The organism is Neoaquamicrobium microcysteis, assembly GCF_008180155.1.
GTDB classification, from domain to species: Bacteria; Pseudomonadota; Alphaproteobacteria; order Rhizobiales; family Rhizobiaceae; genus Aerobium; species Aerobium microcysteis.
Window position 1 is genome coordinate 58,539 of the sequence record NZ_VSZS01000060.1, and the last position, 16,746, is coordinate 75,284.

Annotated in this window: 15 protein-coding genes; 14 read left to right on the forward strand and 1 reads right to left on the reverse strand. The window is 66.3% G+C overall.

All coding sequences use genetic code 11. The features are described from left to right. Positions 1–29 precede the first annotated feature (29 nt). The 5 genes from FY036_RS08600 to FY036_RS08620 all read left to right on the forward strand — a co-directional run bounded on the left by FY036_RS08600 (position 30) and on the right by FY036_RS08620 (position 6,903). The gene (locus FY036_RS08600) at positions 30–1,829 is read left to right on the forward strand and encodes a sensor histidine kinase (protein ID WP_148914308.1); all 1,800 of its coding nucleotides are present in this window, start codon (positions 30–32) and stop codon (positions 1,827–1,829) included. Beyond that, a complete protein-coding gene (locus FY036_RS08605; RefSeq protein ID WP_148914309.1) occupies positions 1,826–3,169 on the forward strand; it encodes a sigma-54-dependent transcriptional regulator in 1,344 nt (447 codons plus the stop codon). Before FY036_RS08600 ends, FY036_RS08605 begins: the two co-directional genes overlap by 4 nt. 197 nt (positions 3,170–3,366) lie before the next feature. Continuing rightward, complete coding sequence (locus tag FY036_RS08610) at positions 3,367–4,323, forward strand: TAXI family TRAP transporter solute-binding subunit (protein ID WP_148914310.1); 957 nt, start codon at positions 3,367–3,369, stop codon at positions 4,321–4,323. An 83-nt stretch (positions 4,324–4,406) separates the two neighbouring features. Continuing rightward, entirely contained in the window at positions 4,407–6,524 is a 2,118-nt protein-coding gene (locus FY036_RS08615; RefSeq protein WP_148914311.1) for a TRAP transporter permease, read from the forward strand. A gap of 4 nt (positions 6,525–6,528) precedes the next feature. Further along, positions 6,529–6,903 carry a DUF1850 domain-containing protein gene (locus FY036_RS08620; RefSeq protein ID WP_148914312.1) on the forward strand — a complete coding sequence of 125 codons (375 nt, stop codon included), beginning with the start codon at positions 6,529–6,531 and terminating at the stop codon, positions 6,901–6,903. On the opposite strand, the gene FY036_RS23900 is transcribed toward FY036_RS08620, so the two are convergent. Next, positions 6,900–7,049: a hypothetical protein gene (locus FY036_RS23900; protein WP_201744723.1), complete on the reverse strand. Its 150-nt coding sequence runs from the start codon at positions 7,047–7,049 to the stop codon at positions 6,900–6,902. The genes FY036_RS08620 and FY036_RS23900 overlap by 4 nt on opposite strands. A gap of 356 nt (positions 7,050–7,405) precedes the next feature. Here FY036_RS23900 and FY036_RS08625 point away from each other — a divergent pair, with 356 nt between their 5' ends. From FY036_RS08625 to FY036_RS08665, 9 genes are all read left to right on the forward strand, one after another. Beyond that, positions 7,406–7,912 (forward strand): YciE/YciF ferroxidase family protein, encoded by a 507-nt coding sequence (locus FY036_RS08625; RefSeq protein WP_148914313.1) that lies wholly within the window; start codon positions 7,406–7,408, stop codon positions 7,910–7,912. Positions 7,913–8,059: 147 nt separating this feature from the next. Further along, positions 8,060–8,626, forward strand: a complete 567-nt coding sequence (locus FY036_RS08630) for a thioredoxin family protein (protein WP_148914314.1) — start codon at positions 8,060–8,062, stop codon at positions 8,624–8,626. Continuing rightward, complete coding sequence (locus FY036_RS08635; RefSeq protein WP_148914315.1) at positions 8,623–9,405, forward strand: enoyl-CoA hydratase/isomerase family protein; 783 nt, start codon at positions 8,623–8,625, stop codon at positions 9,403–9,405. Before FY036_RS08630 ends, FY036_RS08635 begins: the two co-directional genes overlap by 4 nt. Then, complete coding sequence (locus tag FY036_RS08640; protein ID WP_148914316.1) at positions 9,390–11,186, forward strand: acyclic terpene utilization AtuA family protein; 1,797 nt, start codon at positions 9,390–9,392, stop codon at positions 11,184–11,186. Before FY036_RS08635 ends, FY036_RS08640 begins: the two co-directional genes overlap by 16 nt. Positions 11,187–11,281: 95 nt before the next feature. Next, entirely contained in the window at positions 11,282–12,511 is a 1,230-nt protein-coding gene (locus FY036_RS08645; protein ID WP_148914317.1) for an MFS transporter, read from the forward strand. 71 nt (positions 12,512–12,582) lie between these two features. Further along, entirely contained in the window at positions 12,583–13,470 is an 888-nt protein-coding gene (locus FY036_RS08650) for a MurR/RpiR family transcriptional regulator (protein ID WP_148914318.1), read from the forward strand. Further along, a complete protein-coding gene (locus FY036_RS08655; protein ID WP_148914319.1) occupies positions 13,467–14,822 on the forward strand; it encodes an aspartate aminotransferase family protein in 1,356 nt (451 codons plus the stop codon). Before FY036_RS08650 ends, FY036_RS08655 begins: the two co-directional genes overlap by 4 nt. Beyond that, positions 14,819–15,766, forward strand: coding sequence for a BKACE family enzyme (locus tag FY036_RS08660; RefSeq protein WP_148914320.1), 948 nt, complete (start codon positions 14,819–14,821; stop codon positions 15,764–15,766). The genes FY036_RS08655 and FY036_RS08660 overlap by 4 nt, the downstream gene beginning before the upstream one ends. Next, entirely contained in the window at positions 15,763–16,743 is a 981-nt protein-coding gene (locus FY036_RS08665) for a TAXI family TRAP transporter solute-binding subunit (protein ID WP_148914321.1), read from the forward strand. The genes FY036_RS08660 and FY036_RS08665 overlap by 4 nt, the downstream gene beginning before the upstream one ends. Positions 16,744–16,746 lie beyond the last annotated feature (3 nt).

Below are 16,746 nucleotides of genomic sequence, written 5' to 3' on the forward strand. Positions count from 1 at the left end.
TGTATTTGTGGCATCGCCGCGGGAGGACCATGCCGAAGATCAGGCTAGGCAAAGGCCTTGCCGCCGCCATGGCGCTTGCCGTGATCGCGGCGGTATCGCTCGTTGTGTGGCTGGTTGCGCTAGAGGCCGGCAAAAGACGGGCGCTGGCCGCGCTCGACCAGGAACTCAGCGTGCTCGCCCGCGCGGTGGAGGGCGGTATTGAACGTTTCCGCTACCTGCCTGCCATAGTCGCCCGCGACCGGCGCATCCTCGATGCACTGGCGTCACCCGAGTCCGGCTCCGTCGCCGCAGCAAACGCATACCTCAAGGCGGTGCGTAAGGACTCGCATGCCGACGAGCTCTTCGTGATGGCGCTTGATGGCGACACCATCGCGGCCAGCAACCATGACGAGCCCACCAGCTTCATGGGGCAGAACTACCGCTTCCGCCCCTATTTTCAGGATGCGTTGGCCACCGGCACCGGCCGCTACTACGCCGTCGGGGCCACCACGGGCATTCCGGGCTACTTCCTGTCGTCCGCCATCCGCGACGGCGAACGCGTCATCGGCGTCGCCATCGTCAAGGTCGACATGGGCGGCATGGAGCAGTCCTGGATCGACGGCCGGTCCATCCTTGGCGTGGCCGATGCCGATGGCGTGATCTTCCTCACCGGGCATGCACCGTGGAAATACCGCCCGCTTCACGCGCTCAGCGACGAGGCGCTTTCCGACATTGCGGTGACGCGCAAATATGACGGCGTGGACCTCGGCACGGCGAGCCCGATCTTCCCAGGCACTACCGCGCTGCCCGAAACGGCGAGGGTGGAGGGCGAGGACGCGCGGCGGCTCGTCCGGCAGGTGCGCATCGAGCCCGACGGCTGGCGGCTTCTGGGATTTGCCAGCTTGGCCCCCATTCATGCAAGCGCCCTGCTGATGGCACTTCTGGCCGCGCTTGCCGGCATGCTGGTGGCGGGCGCGGCGCTCTACATGTTGCAGCGCCGCCAGCTCATCAGCGCCAAGCTGCATGCCCATGCCGAGCTCGAGCGCCGGGTGGATGAACGCACCGTCGAGCTTAACCGCGAGATCGAGGACCGCCGCCGCGCGGAGGATGAACTGCGCGAGGCGCAGGCTTCGCTGATCCAGGCCGCAAAGCTGGCCGCGCTCGGCCGCATGTCCGCCGCCATCGTGCATGAGGTGAGCCAACCGCTGGCTGCGATGGAGAACACCCTGGCTTCCACCGGCCTTCTCGCCTCGCGCGGCGAAAGCGAGGCCGTGGCCGGCAAGGTGCGGGCGGCACGCGATCTGGTTCGGCGAATACAGCGCACGGTGAAACTGCTGAAATCCTTCGCCCGCAACGAGCCGGCGCGGCTGGAGCCGGTCGACGCCGACAAGGCGATGGCGATCGCGCTGGAACTCGCCGCACCGCGCGCCGCAGACGACGGCACGGCGATGACACTGCGCCCGCCCGTGCAGCCTGCGATGGTGATGGCCAACGCGACGCGGCTCGAACAGGTGATCCTCAACCTTATCGTCAACGCGCTGGACGCGGTGCGCAACATGCCCGACGCCAAAGTGGAGCTCTGGACCGAAACGGAAGACGACGCTGTGCGCCTCTTCGTGCGAGACAATGGCTCGGGCATTCCCGAGCATCTGCGCGACCGCATCGCCGAGCCGTTCTTCACCACCAAGGTCACGGGCGAGGGACTTGGGCTCGGCCTGTCGATCTCACGTGCCATTCTCGACGAGTTCGGCGGGCGGATGGATTTCGAGACGGGGACCGGCGGAGGCTGCACCTTCCGCATCATCCTTCCGGCCATAGGCCAACAGTCGCGCCGCGAGGCTGCCGAATGAGCCGTGGCACGGTGCTGCTCGTCGATGATGAGGACAATGTGCGCGAATCCGCGCGTGAATGGCTTTCGCTCAGCGGTTTCGACGTGGCCACCGCGCCCGACGCCGAGACGGCCATCGCCCGCCTGAACCCCGCCTCCTGCGATGCGCTCATCACCGATGTACGCATGCCCGGCATGGGCGGCGTGGCGCTTCTGGAGGTGGTGCGCATGCGCGACCCGTCGCTGCCCGTCATCCTGCTGACCGGGCATGGCGATGTGGCGCTGGCAGTGGAGGCGATGCGCGGCGGCGCGCACGACTTCTTGGAAAAGCCCTACGACGCCGATCATCTGGTCGCCGTCCTCGACCGAGCCGTCGCCCAGCGCCGTCTCAACGCCGAGGTGCATCGGCTGCGTGACGCGGTCGGCACGACCGCCCCGCTCGAGACGCGTTTCGTCGGCCTCTCGGCTGCCGCCCAGTCGCTGCGAACCCAGATCGCACAGCTTGCCTCGCTCGACGTGGACGTGCTGGTTCACGGAGAGACCGGCACCGGCAAGGAAGTCGTCGCTCGCGCGCTGCACGATTTCGGCAAGAGGCGCGCGCGGCCCTTCGTTGCGCTCAACTGCGCGGCGATTCCCGAAAGCGTGTTCGAGAGCGAGATTTTCGGCCACGACAGGGGCGCCTTCACAGGCGCTGCGCAGAAACGGGTGGGCCGCATCGAGCATGCCGACGGCGGCACGGTCTTTCTAGACGAGATCGAATCGATGCCGCTTTCCCTTCAGGCAAAGCTTCTCCGCGTCATACAGGAGCGTGTGCTGGAGCCTTTGGGTTCCAACCGACAGGTGCCGGTCGATGTGCGTTTCGTGGCCGCCACAAAGAGCGACCTGAGGACGGAAAGCGAGGCGGGGCGCTTCCGCGCCGACCTCTATTTCCGCCTCGCGACGGTGTCGCTTGCGATCCCGCCGCTGCGCCGTCGCCGCCAGGACGTGGGCCTGCTGTTCCGCCATTTCTGCCTTGATGCCGCGGCACGCCACGCGGTCGCCGTTCCCGAGCCGAGCCGCGGCCTGCTTACGACGCTGGAAGATGCCGAGTGGCCCGGCAATGCGCGCGAACTGCGCGCCGCTGCCGAGCGCTTCGCTCTCGGCCTGCCGCTGGATGCGGTGGCGTTCGGTGCGGAAGATGCCGATGCCGATGCCGCTGCCGATTTGCCGGCGCGCGTCGCGGCGTACGAGGCGCGGCTGATTGCGCAGGCGCTGGCCGACGCCGACGGGAACACGCAGGAAGCAAGTCGCCTGCTCGGTGTGCCGTTGCGCACCCTCAACGAGAAGATCGTGCGCCACGGGCTGCGCCCGCAGCGCAGCTAACCGGCGATTTCTTGCCGGGGCCAGTCGGCATCTGGCGGATTTCCGCCTCGGCGCGCCGCGTGATGTGGGTCAGGAAGCCGGCATTCCCGCGGATCTGGCAAGTTTCTTGGAAATGGCACGTGCCATGCTAGGTTGCGCCCGGGTGCGCGGCGGGAGGTCGCGCACAGACACAGTCTGCATATCAGGGAGGACTACGCATGAAACACGTCACCAGGAATCTGCTCGCAGCCGGCGCCGTCGCGCTCACGATGGGCCTCAGTGCCACCGCCGCCAAGTCGCAGGAATTCATCAACGTCCTCACCGGCGGCACGTCCGGTGTCTACTATCCGCTCGGCGTGGCGCTCGCGAAGATCTACAGCGACAACATCGAAGGCGTGCAGACCCAGGTGCAGTCGACCAAGGCGTCGGTGGAAAACCTGAACCTGCTGCAGCAGGGCCGCGGCGAGATCGGTTTCGCACTCGGAGATTCGGTGCAGGATGCGTGGGAAGGCAACACCGAGGCAGGTTTCCCCGGCAAGCTCGACAAGCTTCGCGCCATCGCGGCAATCTATCCCAACTACGTCCAGATCGTCGCTTCGAAGGAGTCGGGCATCACCGATCTCGAAGGCCTCAAGGGCAAGAGCCTCTCGGTCGGCGCGCCGGCCTCCGGCACCGAGCTGAACGCCCGCGCCATATTCGAGGCTGCCGGCATGACGTATGACGATCTGGGCAAGCTGGAATACCTGCCGTTCGCCGAATCCGTCGAGCTCATCAAGAACCGCCAGCTCGACGCCACGCTGCAGTCGGCTGGCATGGGCGTTGCGTCGATCAAGGACCTGGCGATCTCGTTGCCGACGACGGTCGTCGCCGTGCCTACGGAAATCGCAGAATCGATGGGCGCTCCCTTCATGCCCGCCACCATCCCGGCCGGCACCTATGAGGGACAGGCAGAAGACGTGCCGACGGTGGCGATCACCAACATCCTGGTCACGCATGATGGCGTGTCGGATGAGGTCGCCTATCAGATGACCAAGCTGCTCTTCGAAAACCTCGATGAGATGAGCGCAGCCCACGCAGCCGCGCGCGCCATCGCCGCCGACAAGGGCGCCGAAGGCCTTCCGATCCCGCTGCACCCCGGCGCCGAGCGCTACTACAAGGAAGCCGGCCTCCTGTAGAGCCTGACCTTGGACAGCGAGGAGACCGGCGCGGACTGCGCCGGTCTTCTCGTGGATTTGCAGCGTAGATTTCGGAGCACGCCATGACGAGCGCAGCGACCGGCCGTCCTGCCGACGAGGCAGCAGCCGCCATTCACGATCCCACCCATGGCAGCTTCCCGCTGACGCGTGAAGGAAAGGTCCTGTTCTGGATCGCCGTGGCTTTCTCCGTCTACCAGCTGGCATCGGCTGCGCACATCATCAACCTGCCAAGTCAGGTTGTGCGCGCCTTTCACGTCGGCTTCCTTGTTCTGCTTACCTTCCCGCTTGTGGCGGCGATGACTGGCAAGCCCCTCCCCGTGCGCATCCTGGCATGGGCGCTGGGCATACTGGGCATGTCGGTCGCCTTCTACCAATGGTGGGAATATGTGCCGCTGATCCAGCGCACCGGCTTTCCGCTCACCCGCGACATCGTGTTTGGCGTTATAGCACTGGCGACGGTGTTTGCCGCCGCCTGGGTCATCATGGGGCCGGCGTTGCCGATCATCTCCGGGCTGTTTCTGGCTTACTGCTTCTTCGGCCAGCATCTGCCGCGTCCACTCAACCACCGGGGCTACTGGTTCGACCAGGTCATCGACCATATGGCCTACGGCACCGAGGGTATCTACGGCATTCCGATCTACGTTTCGGCTACCTATATCTTTCTCTTTATCCTGTTCGGCTCGTTCCTCGAACGCGCGGGCATGATCAAGCTTTTCACGGACGTGTCGCTCGGTCTCGTGGGCCATGCACGCGGCGGCGCGGCGAAGGTCGCGGTCATCTCGTCGGGCCTCATGGGCACCATCTCGGGCTCCGGCGTCGCCAACGTCGTCACCACAGGTCAGTTCACCATCCCGCTGATGAAGCGCTTCGGCTACCGGCCCGCCTTTGCCGGCGGCGTCGAGGCCACCGCATCGATGGGTGGCCAGATCATGCCTCCGGTCATGGGCGCGGTGGCCTTCATCATGGCCGAGACGCTCGGCATCGAATATTACGAGGTCGTCAAGGCGGCCATCATCCCGGCAATGCTGTATTTCGGCTCTGCCTTCTGGATGGTTCATCTGGAGGCCGGCAAGCGCAACCTGCTCGGCCTGCCGCGCAACGAACTGCCGTCGGCCCTGCGCGCCATCAGGGAGGGCTGGTATCTCATCCTGCCGCTGGCAGCGCTGGTCTATCTGCTGTTCTCCGGCTACACGCCGCTCTATGCCGGCACCGTCGGCCTCGCGCTCACCGCATTGCTGGTGCTGGGCGGCACCGTCGCGCTCGGCGCGTCGTCGATCGTCCTGCGCTACATGTTCTGGATCGTGCTCGGCATCGTGGCGGCAAGCTTCTTCCGCTTCGGCATCAACGTGGTGCTGGCAGCGGCCGCTGTGCTCATCGTGGCCAATCTCTTCGTGGCTGGCGGGCGCGACACGCTGGCCGCCTGCCGCGATGCGCTTGCCGAGGGCGCCAAGACCGCTCTCCCGGTGGGTGTGGCATGCGCCGTGGTCGGCATCATCATCGGCACGATGACGCTGACCGGCATCGCCAACACCTTCGGCCAGTACATCGTCTCGGTGGGGCAGACGTCGCTGCTGCTGTCGCTCATCCTCACGATGATCGTCTGCCTCATCCTCGGCATGGGCATCCCGACGATCCCCAACTACATCATCACCTCCACCATCGCCGGTCCCGCACTTCTGGCGCTGGGCGTGCCGCTGCTCGTCAGCCACATGTTCGTCTTCTATTTCGGCATCCTCGCCGACCTGACGCCGCCTGTGGCGCTGGCCTGTTTCGCGGCCGCGCCGATCGCCAGAGAGGCCGGCCTCAAGATCGCGATGCAGGCGATCAAGATCGCGGCGGCCGGCTTCGTCATCCCGTTCATGGCGGTCTACACGCCAGCACTCATGCTGCAGGATGGCGGTGCGCTGACCGAGGCGATCGGCTTCTGGCCGGCGGTGGTCTACATCGTCTTCAAGGCGTCGCTTTCGATCATGCTGTGGGGTGCTGCGGTTATCGGCTATCTCAGGGGGCACCTTGCATTCTGGGAGCGGATCGTCGCCACCGTCGCAGCCTTCATGCTCATCATGGCGATGCCGATCACCGACGAGGTCGGCTTCGCAATGGCCGCGGCCTTCCTCGGCTGGCACTGGTGGCGCACGCGTGAAACCCCGCAGGCGCCTGCAAGCCAGGCCGGCGGCTAGCAGCATGAGCCTGTGTATCGCCGCCGGCGGCAAGGCCATCGTGCTGGCGGCGAACCTGTTCACCCTGTCGTGGCAACACTCGGTCGAAAGGACCGAGTGGCGTGAGGCCTGGCGCATAACGCCCGCAGGGCTCGAACTGGTAGAGGCGCGGGTCAAGGGTTCCGGCGCGGGCATCGATCCGCCCGAGGGTGCCACGCTCATCGAAGGATGGTGGGTCTGGAAACCGGCGCTACCCGCGCAGCCGCGTCTCGTGCTGGCCGCCTCCGGCGCGACCGCGTCCGGCTGGTCGGTGTGCGTCGGCGATGAATGCGTCAAGTTAGGAGATCGGGCGGGCGAGCCAGTTACGCTCGAGCCCTGCCCGAACGGGAAATCCGATTAGCGGAAGCTTGCGTTTGTGTGCACGCGCTGTGTGCGTGCGCATGCCGGCCCCGGTCCGCGCATGTAGTGGCGTTCCGGCTTGTAGCTCGGCAGAAAGAATTCGCGCACCGCAAGCACGCTGTTGAAGATGTGAGCCCAGATACGCATGACCCGATCCCTGTCCAGTCGGCTGTCCCTTCCGAATGGCGATCATTGTAGCGCTCACCCGTGAATAACCGGTGAACGCGTTGTTAAGTTGTTGCTGTTTAGCGGGCAAAGCGTGGCTGAAAAGCGGGTGATTCGCGGCGCTTTCGCGTTGCGCGCACGATTGCCGGTGTGTGTTGCATTTCTGCTACGCCGCACAATGCTGCGGCCGCTTCGGTAAACTCTTTTCTCTGCCGTTAAAATCTCGGAACCGTCCGCGACTTGCCTACGTTGGAGGGGCAGGCGGGCAGTACCCCCAGACGATACGGCCCAAGACGGTCGTTCGCCCCTCAAACGAAGAAAAGAAGAAGGCTAAGACGATGGGCATTTTCTCCAAAGACATCAAATCCATGGACGACCTGTTCGTCCACACGCTCCGCGACATCTACTACGCTGAAAAGCAGATCGCGAAGAACCTGCCGAAGATGATCGACAAGGCGACGAACGCCGAGCTCAAGAAGGGCTTCGAGAAACATCTGGTGGAAACCGAAGGCCATATCGAACGGGTCGAAGAGGTGTTCCGGATGCACGGCATCGAGGCCAAGGCAGTCAACTGTCCGGCGATCGACGGCATCCTCAAGGAGGCCGACGAGATCGCCGGTGAGGTCGATGACGACCGCGTTCTCGATGCCGCGCTGGTCGCCGCCGCGCAGGCCGTCGAGCACTACGAGATGACGCGCTACGGCACGCTGGTCGCATGGGCCAAGGAGCTCGGCCGCAGCGACTGCGCGGCAGTCCTCCAGAAGAACCTCGATGAGGAAAAGGCTACCGACAAGAAGCTCTCGGAGCTGGCCAACAGCCGCATCAATCTTCAGGCTGCCGAATAGCGCCTGACACGGGTAGTACGCCGGGGCCCAGGAGGCATCGGTATTCCGGCCCGCCGCTTTCCCAGCGGCGGGCCGACGTTCTTGGAGGGCTATCGTAGCCGTCTTTTGCGGCTATGATGCGTCGCGCAACGGTCAGGGAGGATGATCATGGCGGCGGTTCCGCCTGTCTGCGATTTCGGCTGGAAGGGCGTCGATGCCATTCTGCCGGGGGTGGATGGCAACGAGCATCAGCTTTCCGAGCATGTCGGACCAGGCGGGCTGGTCGTGGCGTTCATCTGCAATCACTGCCCCTATGTGAAGGCCGTCATCGGACGCATCGTGCGCGACGCAAACGACCTTCGCGGACACGGCGTCGGCTTCGTCGCCATCAATTCCAACGACGCGGTGGCTTATCCGGAAGACTCTTTTGCCCGCATGCAGGAGTTTTCCCGCGAGCACCGCATGAGCTTTCCCTACCTTCATGATGCCGACCAGTCGATCGCGCGCGCCTACGGCGCGGTCTGTACCCCGGATTTCTTCGGCTTCAACGCCGACATGAAGCTGCAATATCGCGGCAGGCTCGATGCCTCGCGCAGCACCGCCGGGCCTGAGGATCTTCGCCGCGATCTTTACGAGGCGATGGTGCAGATCGCGCAGAGCGGAGAGGGGCCGCGCGAACAGGTCGCCTCCATGGGCTGCTCCATCAAGTGGAAGGACGGCGGCGACTGGGCATGAGCGGCGAGCCGGAGGTCCTTTATTCGGTCACGGGGCACGTGGCGACGCTCACCATCAACCGGCCGGAGCGGCGTAACGCCATCACCGAGGGCGTCATTGCGGGCATCGGCGAGGGTATAGGGCGCGCTGCCGAAGATGCCGACATCCGCGTCGTCGTGCTCACCGGTGCAGGCGACAGGGCGTTTTGCGCGGGGGCCGATCTCGCCGGCGGCACGGCCCGCTTCGGCCTCGACCCGAACCGTTCCAGCCACCCCTTCGCGGACTTGTTGCGCGCCGCGCACGCCTGCCCGCTGCCGCTTGTGGCCCGGGTCAACGGCGCGTGCATGGCCGGCGGCATGGGCCTGCTTGCCATGTGCGATATGGCCGTTGCCGCCGACCATGCGAGCTTCGGCCTGCCGGAGGTCAAGGTGGGCGTCTTCCCCATGCAGGTTCTGGCCGCGCTGATGCCGCTGGTTCCGCCGCGCGACCTTGCCGAACTGTGCTTCACCGGCGAGCCGGTCGATGCGGATACGGCCTCGCGGATGCGGCTGGTGAACCATGTCGTGCCGGCTGCCGAGCTGGACGCCAAGACGCAGTGGCTGGTTGGGCGCATCATCGACAAATCGCCCGCCGCGATCCGCCGTGGTCGCCATGCGATGAATGCCGTGGGGGACATGAATTTCGAGCAGGCTCTTTCTTTCCTGGAAGGCCAGATCGCCCTCGTCGCCCAGACCGAGGACGCCCGCGAGGGGATCGCAGCCTTCAACGAAAAGCGCAGACCGCAATGGACCGGGAGGTGAAGACGGTCCGCATCGGCGGAGCCTGCGGCTTCTGGGGCGACAGCGCGCTTGGCCCGGTGCAGCTCGCCAGGAGCGGCATGGTCGATTACCTCGTCTTCGACTACCTGGCCGAGCTCACCATGTCGCTGTTGGCCCGCGCCCGCGCAAAAGATCCGGCGCTAGGCTTCGCCCCGGACTTCGTGGACGTGGTCAAGCTGATCCTCAAGGACGTCGCCGCGCGAAAGATACGCCTCGTCGCCAATGCCGGAGGCATGAACCCATCCGCATGCGCGGCCGCACTGCGCGCGGTGTGCGAGGGGGCCGGCGTGCCGCTGCGCATCGCAACGGTCGAGGGCGACGATCTGACGGAGCTTGTCGGCCAACTGCGCGCTGAGGGTGTCACCGAGATGTTCTCCGGCGAGGCGATGCCGGACGGGATCGTCGGCGCCAACGCCTATCTCGGCGCGCTGCCCGTCGCCGCTGCGCTTGGACGCGGTGCGGACATCGTTGTCACGGGCAGGGTGGCCGACAGCGCGCTGGCGCTCGGCATCCTGATGCACGAATTCGGCTGGGCTGGGGACGATTGGGACCGGCTCGCCTCCGGCAGCCTTGTTGGCCACATCCTCGAATGCGGCGCGCAGGCCACTGGCGGGCTGCACACGGACTGGCGCGACGTGCCGGATTGGGAAAACATTGGCTATCCGGTCGCGGAATGTTTCGAGGATGGCGCCTTTATCGTCACCAAGCCGCAGGGCACAGGCGGGCTCGTCACCCGTGCCGTCGTGGCCGAACAGATGCTCTACGAGGTGGGTGATCCGAAAGCCTACATCCTGCCGGACGTGGTTGCGGATTTTTCCGCCGTAACCATCGAACAGGAGGGCGACAATCGGGTGCGTGTATCACCCGGGCGCGGCCGGCCGGCCCCTGCCTCGCTAAAGGTCTCGGCGACGGTTGCCGACGGCTTCCGCGCCTTCGGTACGCTGTCGATCATCGGCATCGACGCGGCTGCGAAGGCGCAGCGGACGGCCGAGGCGATCCTGGCGCGTTGCCGGGCGATCTTCCGCCTGCGCAACCTTGCCGATTTTCGCCGGACCGATATCGAGATACTCGGCACGGAAGCGGTCTACGGCCCGCATTCCCGCGCCAGAGAAGCGCGCGAGGTTGTGATGAAGCTCGGCGTCGAGCATGAGGACGCGGCAGCCCTTGCCATCTTCGCGCGCGAGATCGCGCCCGCCGGCACCAGCTATGCGCCGGGCACCACGGGCTTTGCCGGCGGCCGGCCCAGGCCCCAGCCCGTCGTGCGGCTGTTCTCGTTCCTGATCGACAAGGCCCGCCTGCCGGTTGCGACCGTGACCATAGACGGCGAGCGGTTCGAGGTGCCGCTCGCGGGCCTTTCGGCGCAGCAAGGTCCGGCCTTTCCCGCCGAAAATCGCCCCGGCGATCCTGTCATCTTTGATGGACCTAACGTCCATCTCCCGCTGATCCGGCTTGCCTGGGCGCGTTCCGGCGACAAGGGCGACAGCGCCAATATCGGCGTCATCCCGCGCGATCCCGCATTGACCGATGTGCTTCGCCGCGAACTGACGGCGCAGCGCGTGAAGGATTATTTCGCGCATCTGGTAAAGGGCGAGGTCGAGCGCTTCGAGGTGCCGGGCATCGGAGGGTTCAATTTCCTCATGCACCGCGCGCTCGACGGCGGTGGCATGGCCAGCCTGCGCAACGACCCGCTCGGCAAGGGGCTGGCGCAGATGCTGCTGGACATCGAGGTGGCGGTGCCGCAGGAGATCGCATCCACGCTCTGACGAAGGCGTGAGCGTCTGGAACGGTCGATGAACCACCTGTGGCGCTGTGTCAGGTGATCTCCGGCGGCGATGGTGCATGCCGCAGGGAGAAAACCATGAACGCTTCGCCGGCTACCGACGCCGACATAGACGGCCGCTACGCATGGATGCGGCTGCTGATATCGGTGCTGATCGCCACGATCGGCAGCGTCGGTATGTGGTCGGTGGTGGTCGTGCTGCCCGCCGTGCAGACCGAGTTCGGCGTCGACCGTGCGTCGGCCTCGCTGCCCTACACGATGACCATGGTCGGCTTCGCCTTCGGCAACGTTATGCTCGGCCGCTTCGTCGACCGCTCCGGCATCTTCCTGCCGCTGGTGGCCTCGGCCGGCGCGCTCGTCGTGGGCTATCTTCTCGCCTCCGCCGTTTCATCCATCTGGGTTTTCGCCCTGCTTCAGGGGCTGATCGGCTTCGGCGCATCAGCCACGTTCGGCCCTCTGATCGCGGATTTGTCGCACTGGTTCCGCAAGCGTCGCGGCGTCGCGGTGGCGGCAGCCGCCAGCGGAAATTACTTCGCCGGCGCGCTCTGGCCGCTAGCCATGCAGTTGACCCTGCCGGGCGAAGGCTGGCGCTTCACCTATGCCGCCATCGGCATCTTCTGCATCGTCACCATGGTGCCTCTGGCGCTGCTGCTGCGCCGGCGTGCGCCGCATGTCGGGCTGCCCGCCGGCGGCGTCGCGGCATCTCCCGCGCAGACCCGCGCGATCGACCTGTCGCCGCGTGCGTTGCAAATCCTGCTCGCCATTGCCGGCGTCGGATGCTGCGTGGCCATGTCGATGCCGCAGGTGCACATCGTCGCCTACTGCGTCGATCTAGGCTACGGCGTTGCGCGCGGCTCCGAGATGCTGTCGCTGATGCTGGTGGGCGGCATCGTCAGCCGCCTCGCCTCGGGTTTCCTGGCCGACTATATCGGCGGCGTGAAGACGCTGCTTATAGGCTCGGTGCTTCAGTGCCTCGCGCTCTTCGCCTACATCCCCTTCGACGGGCTCGCCTCGCTCTATGTCGTGTCGCTGGTCTTCGGCCTGTCGCAGGGCGGTATCGTGCCGAGCTACGCCATCATCGTGCGCGAATACCTGCCGGCGCATGAAGCTGGCCAGCGCGTCGGCGTCGTCATTATGGCGACCATCGCCGGCATGGCGCTGGGTGGCTGGCTCTCGGGCTGGATATACGATCTCACCGGCTCCTACGCCGCCGCGTTCTGGAACGGCATCGCGTGGAACCTGCTCAACATCGCGATCATGGTCATGATCCTGCTGCGCACAAGGACACTGCGGCCGCTGCCGGCCTGAGATTCCCGTTGACACAAATGTTTCACTGTCGCTCTATTGCGTGACAAGTGTTTCAGGTGTGAGCGGGAACGGTGCCCCTTCAGGAAATCTGGCAGCGCATAGATGCCCGCTACGGCGCGTTCTCGCCGCAGCTCCGCCGTGCCGCGCGTTTCGTGCGAGAGCACCCGCAGGATGTCGCCCTGCAGTCGCTGCGCACCGTCTCGCGGCAGGCGGGCGTTTCACCGACCTCGATGACGCGGCTGACGCAGGCGCTAGACGTTGAGACGTGGGACGCCTTTCAGGCCACGCACCGCGCCTGGCTGACGGCTGGACGGCCGGGCGTCTTTTCCGGCAGGGCGGACAGGCTCATCAGCGGCACGCGGAAGCCAGGCGCGGAAGATCACCTTCTGGATGCCGTCGCCGAGGCCGAGCGCGCCAACATTGCCCACGCCCTTGATGCAGCGTCGCGAAGCCTGCTCAGGCAGGCGGCCGATCTTCTGGCGAATGCCCCGGCCGTTTCGGTCGCCGGCATCAGAAGCTGCTTCCCCGTCGCCTTCAGCCTGCATTACTCGCTGTCTCTGTTCATGCCCAACGTGAGGCTGATGACCGGGACGGGCGGCTCGCTGCTCGATGAACTGCATCATCTGCGCGCCGGCGATGCGCTGGTCGTCGTCTCGGTCGCGCCCTACAGCCGCGAGACGGTCGAAGTCGCCCGCCATGCGCGCAGCGCCGGCGTGCGCGTGGTCGGCATCACCGATGGGCCGCTGACGCCGGTGGCCCGTCTTTCCGACATCACGCTCGTCGCCGGCAATGACAGCCCGGCTCACATCGCCTCGCCCATCGGGCCCATTGCGGTCGCGCAGGCGCTTGCGCTCCTCGTGCTTGCGCGTGCGGGCGAAGGCGCGCTCGAAACCCTGCGCCGCCGCGAGGCGACGCTCGAAGCCACCTCCGCATACCTGCCCGAAGAGTCCACGACATGAGCGCCAACCGCACCCGCATCCTTCACCGCGAGCCCTCGCGCGACCTGCCCGTGGCGGTCGGCGGCGAGGGGCCGTTCGTGGTCGACAGCACGGGCAAGCGCTATCTCGACGCGTCGGGCGGCGCGGCCGTGTCCTGCCTCGGCCACAGCGAGCGCCGCGTCATCGACGCCATCAAGGCGCAGCTCGACCGGCTGCCCTACGCGCATACCGGCTTCTTCACCAACGAGCCCGCCGAGGCGCTGGCCGAACATCTCATCGCGCGCGCCCCCGAAGGGCTCGGCCACGTCTATTTCGTCTCGGGCGGTTCTGAGGCCAACGAGACGGCGATGAAGCTCGCGCGTCAGTATTTCTACGAGCGCGGAGAGACCGGCCGACGGCATTTCATCGCCCGGCAGCAGAGCTATCACGGCAACACCATCGCCGCGCTCTCGGCCGGCGGAAATGCCGGAAGGCGGGCCGTCTACGAACCGATCCTCCTGCCCGTCAGCCACATCGCGCCGTGCTTCGAATACCGCCACCGACGCGACGACGAGACGGGAGAGCAATATGCCATCCGCGCCGCCGACGAACTGGAGGCGGAAATCCTGCGTCTGGGGCCGGAAACGGTGATCGCGTTCATGGCTGAAACGGTGGTGGGCGCGACAGCGGGTGCGGTGCCTCCGGCTCCGGGCTATTTCCGCCGCATCCGCGAGATCTGCGACCGCTACGGCGTGCTGCTCATCCTCGACGAGGTGATGAGCGGCATGGGCCGCACCGGCACCCTCTACGGCTGCGAGCAGGACGGCGTATCGCCGGACATCCTCACCTGCGCCAAGGGTTTGGGCGCAGGCTACCAGCCGATCGGCGCGACGATCCTTTCGGAGAAGATTTTCGACACGATCACCGGCGGCTCGGGCGCCTTCCAGCACGGCTTCACCTATATCGGCCATGCCACGGCGGCGGCGGGCGCGCTCGCGGTGCAGCAGGTGATCGAGGAGGACGGCCTGCTGGAGAACTGCCGCGCGATGGGCGAAGCGCTCGATGCGCGCCTGCGCGATGCCTTCGGCGCGCATCCTTACGTGGGCGACATTCGCGGACGCGGCCTGTTCCGGGCCGTCGAGCTGGTCGAGGACCGGGCGACGAAGACGCCGTTCGATCCGGCGCTGAAGCTGCATGCCAGGATCAAGGCTGCGGCGATGGAGCAGGGGCTGATGTGCTACCCCTCCGGCGGCACGGCGGACGGAAAGGCGGGAGACCACGTGTTGCTCGCGCCGCCCTTCATCGTCGGCGAGGACCATGTCGGCCTCATCGTCGAGCGCCTGGGCGCGGCGATTTCGGCGGCGTTGGTGCAGGCGGGGGTCAAGGCTCCATGACCCAGCCCTTCGCCATCGCGGTTGCACCCAACGGCGCCCGCCGGACGAAAGCGGATCATCCTCGCCTGCCGATGACGGCGGACGAGATCGCGCGTGACGCTGCCGAGGCGCTGGAGGCGGGGGCGGCGATGATCCATCTCCACGTGCGCGACGGCGCGGGCGCGCACTCGCTCGATGTCGCGCTTTATCGTGAGGCGGTGAAGGCGGTGCGCGAAGCGGTGGGCGACGAGCTGGTGGTGCAGGTCACCACCGAGGCCGTCGGCCGCTACCGACCCGCCGAACAGATCGCCGTCGTCGATGCGCTGCAGCCGGAGTCCGTCTCGATCGCGCTGCGCGAAATCCTGCCCGAAGGCGAAGACGAGCGCGCCGCCGCCGCCCTTTTCGAGCGCATGGAGAAGGCCGGTACCCTGCATCAGATCATCGTCTACGACGGGGCCGAGCTTGCCCGCCTGGATGCGCTTTGCGCGCGTGGCGTTTTGCCGTCCGCGCCACTCGCGGTTTTGGCCGTGCTTGGCCGCTACACCGATGTCGGCGCGACTGACGCGGAGTTCGACGCGTTCGTCACCGCTGGAATCGCTCGTCATCAATGGATGCTTTGCGCCTTTGGCCCGCGTGAAACCGAATTCATGAGCCGCACGGCGCTGGCGGGCGGGCACGCGCGCGTCGGGTTCGAAAACAATCTGTGGTTGCCCGGTGGAACGCTTGCGCCGTCCAACGCAGCCATAGTAGGCGCAACCGTCAAAGTGGCGGCAGGCTTGCATCGCGGGGTTGCAAAAGCTGCCGATTTGCGCAGGCTCTGGCGAGCGCCTCCACCTGTGCTTGCCGCATTCAATTCGGCTGCCCGGAGGCAGCACGAACAACCGGACATCGTGCACGGATCGTCCGGACCAACCTCAACCAGCCCGCAAGGGGAACGTGCAAACAGCAAGGAGACGCAGATATGAAACCCAGAAACCTGATCGGCCTCGGCCTGGCGGTAGCGATGGGCGGCTCCCTGGCCGCAGGCGCGGCCGCCGCGCAGGACCAGCGCTTCGTTTCCGTCGGCACCGGCGGCGTCACGGGCGTCTACTACCCCGTCGGCGGGGCGATCTGCCGCCTGATGAACCAGACGCGCCGCGACCACGGCATCCGCTGTTCGGTGGAATCGACAGGCGGCTCGGTGTTCAACGTCAATGCTATCCGCGGCGGCGAGCTCGAATTCGGCGTCGTCCAGTCGGACGTGCAGTACAACGCCTTCAACGGCGCGGCCAACTTCGAAGCCGACGGCGCGCATGAAGATTTGCGTTCCGTGTTTTCGCTCCACCCGGAGCCGCTGACCCTCGTGGCCCGCGCCGAGGCCGGCATCACCGGCATCGCCGACCTGCCCGGCAAGCGCGTCAATGTGGGCAATCCAGGGTCCGGCCAGCGTGCCCTGTTCGAGCTTCTGATGGCAGAGAAGGGTTGGACGATGGACACCTTCTCGCTGGCCTCCGAACTGGCCCCTGCAGAGCAGAGCCAGGCGCTGTGCGACAACAACATCGACGTGTTCGCCTTCACCGTCGGCCACCCGGCCGGCTCGATCCAGGAAGCCACCACCTCCTGCGACACCGTCATCGCTTCTGTCACGGGCCCCGAGGTCGACAAGCTGCTGGAGGCCAACCCGTTCTACTTCACCGCGACCATCCCCGGCGGCATGTATCGCGGCAATGAGGAGGACGTCACGACTTTTGGCGTCGGCGCAACCGTCGTCACCTCCGCCGAGGTGCCGGAAGACGTCGTCTACACCTTCGTCAAGTCGGTGTTCGACGAGTTCGAAGGCTTCAAGGCGCTGCACCCGGCACTCGCCAATCTCGATCCAGAGACGATGATCGCTCAGGGCAATTCCGCCCCGCTGCATCCGGGCGCGGAGAAGTTCTACCGCGAACAGGGCTGGCTCCAGTAAGCC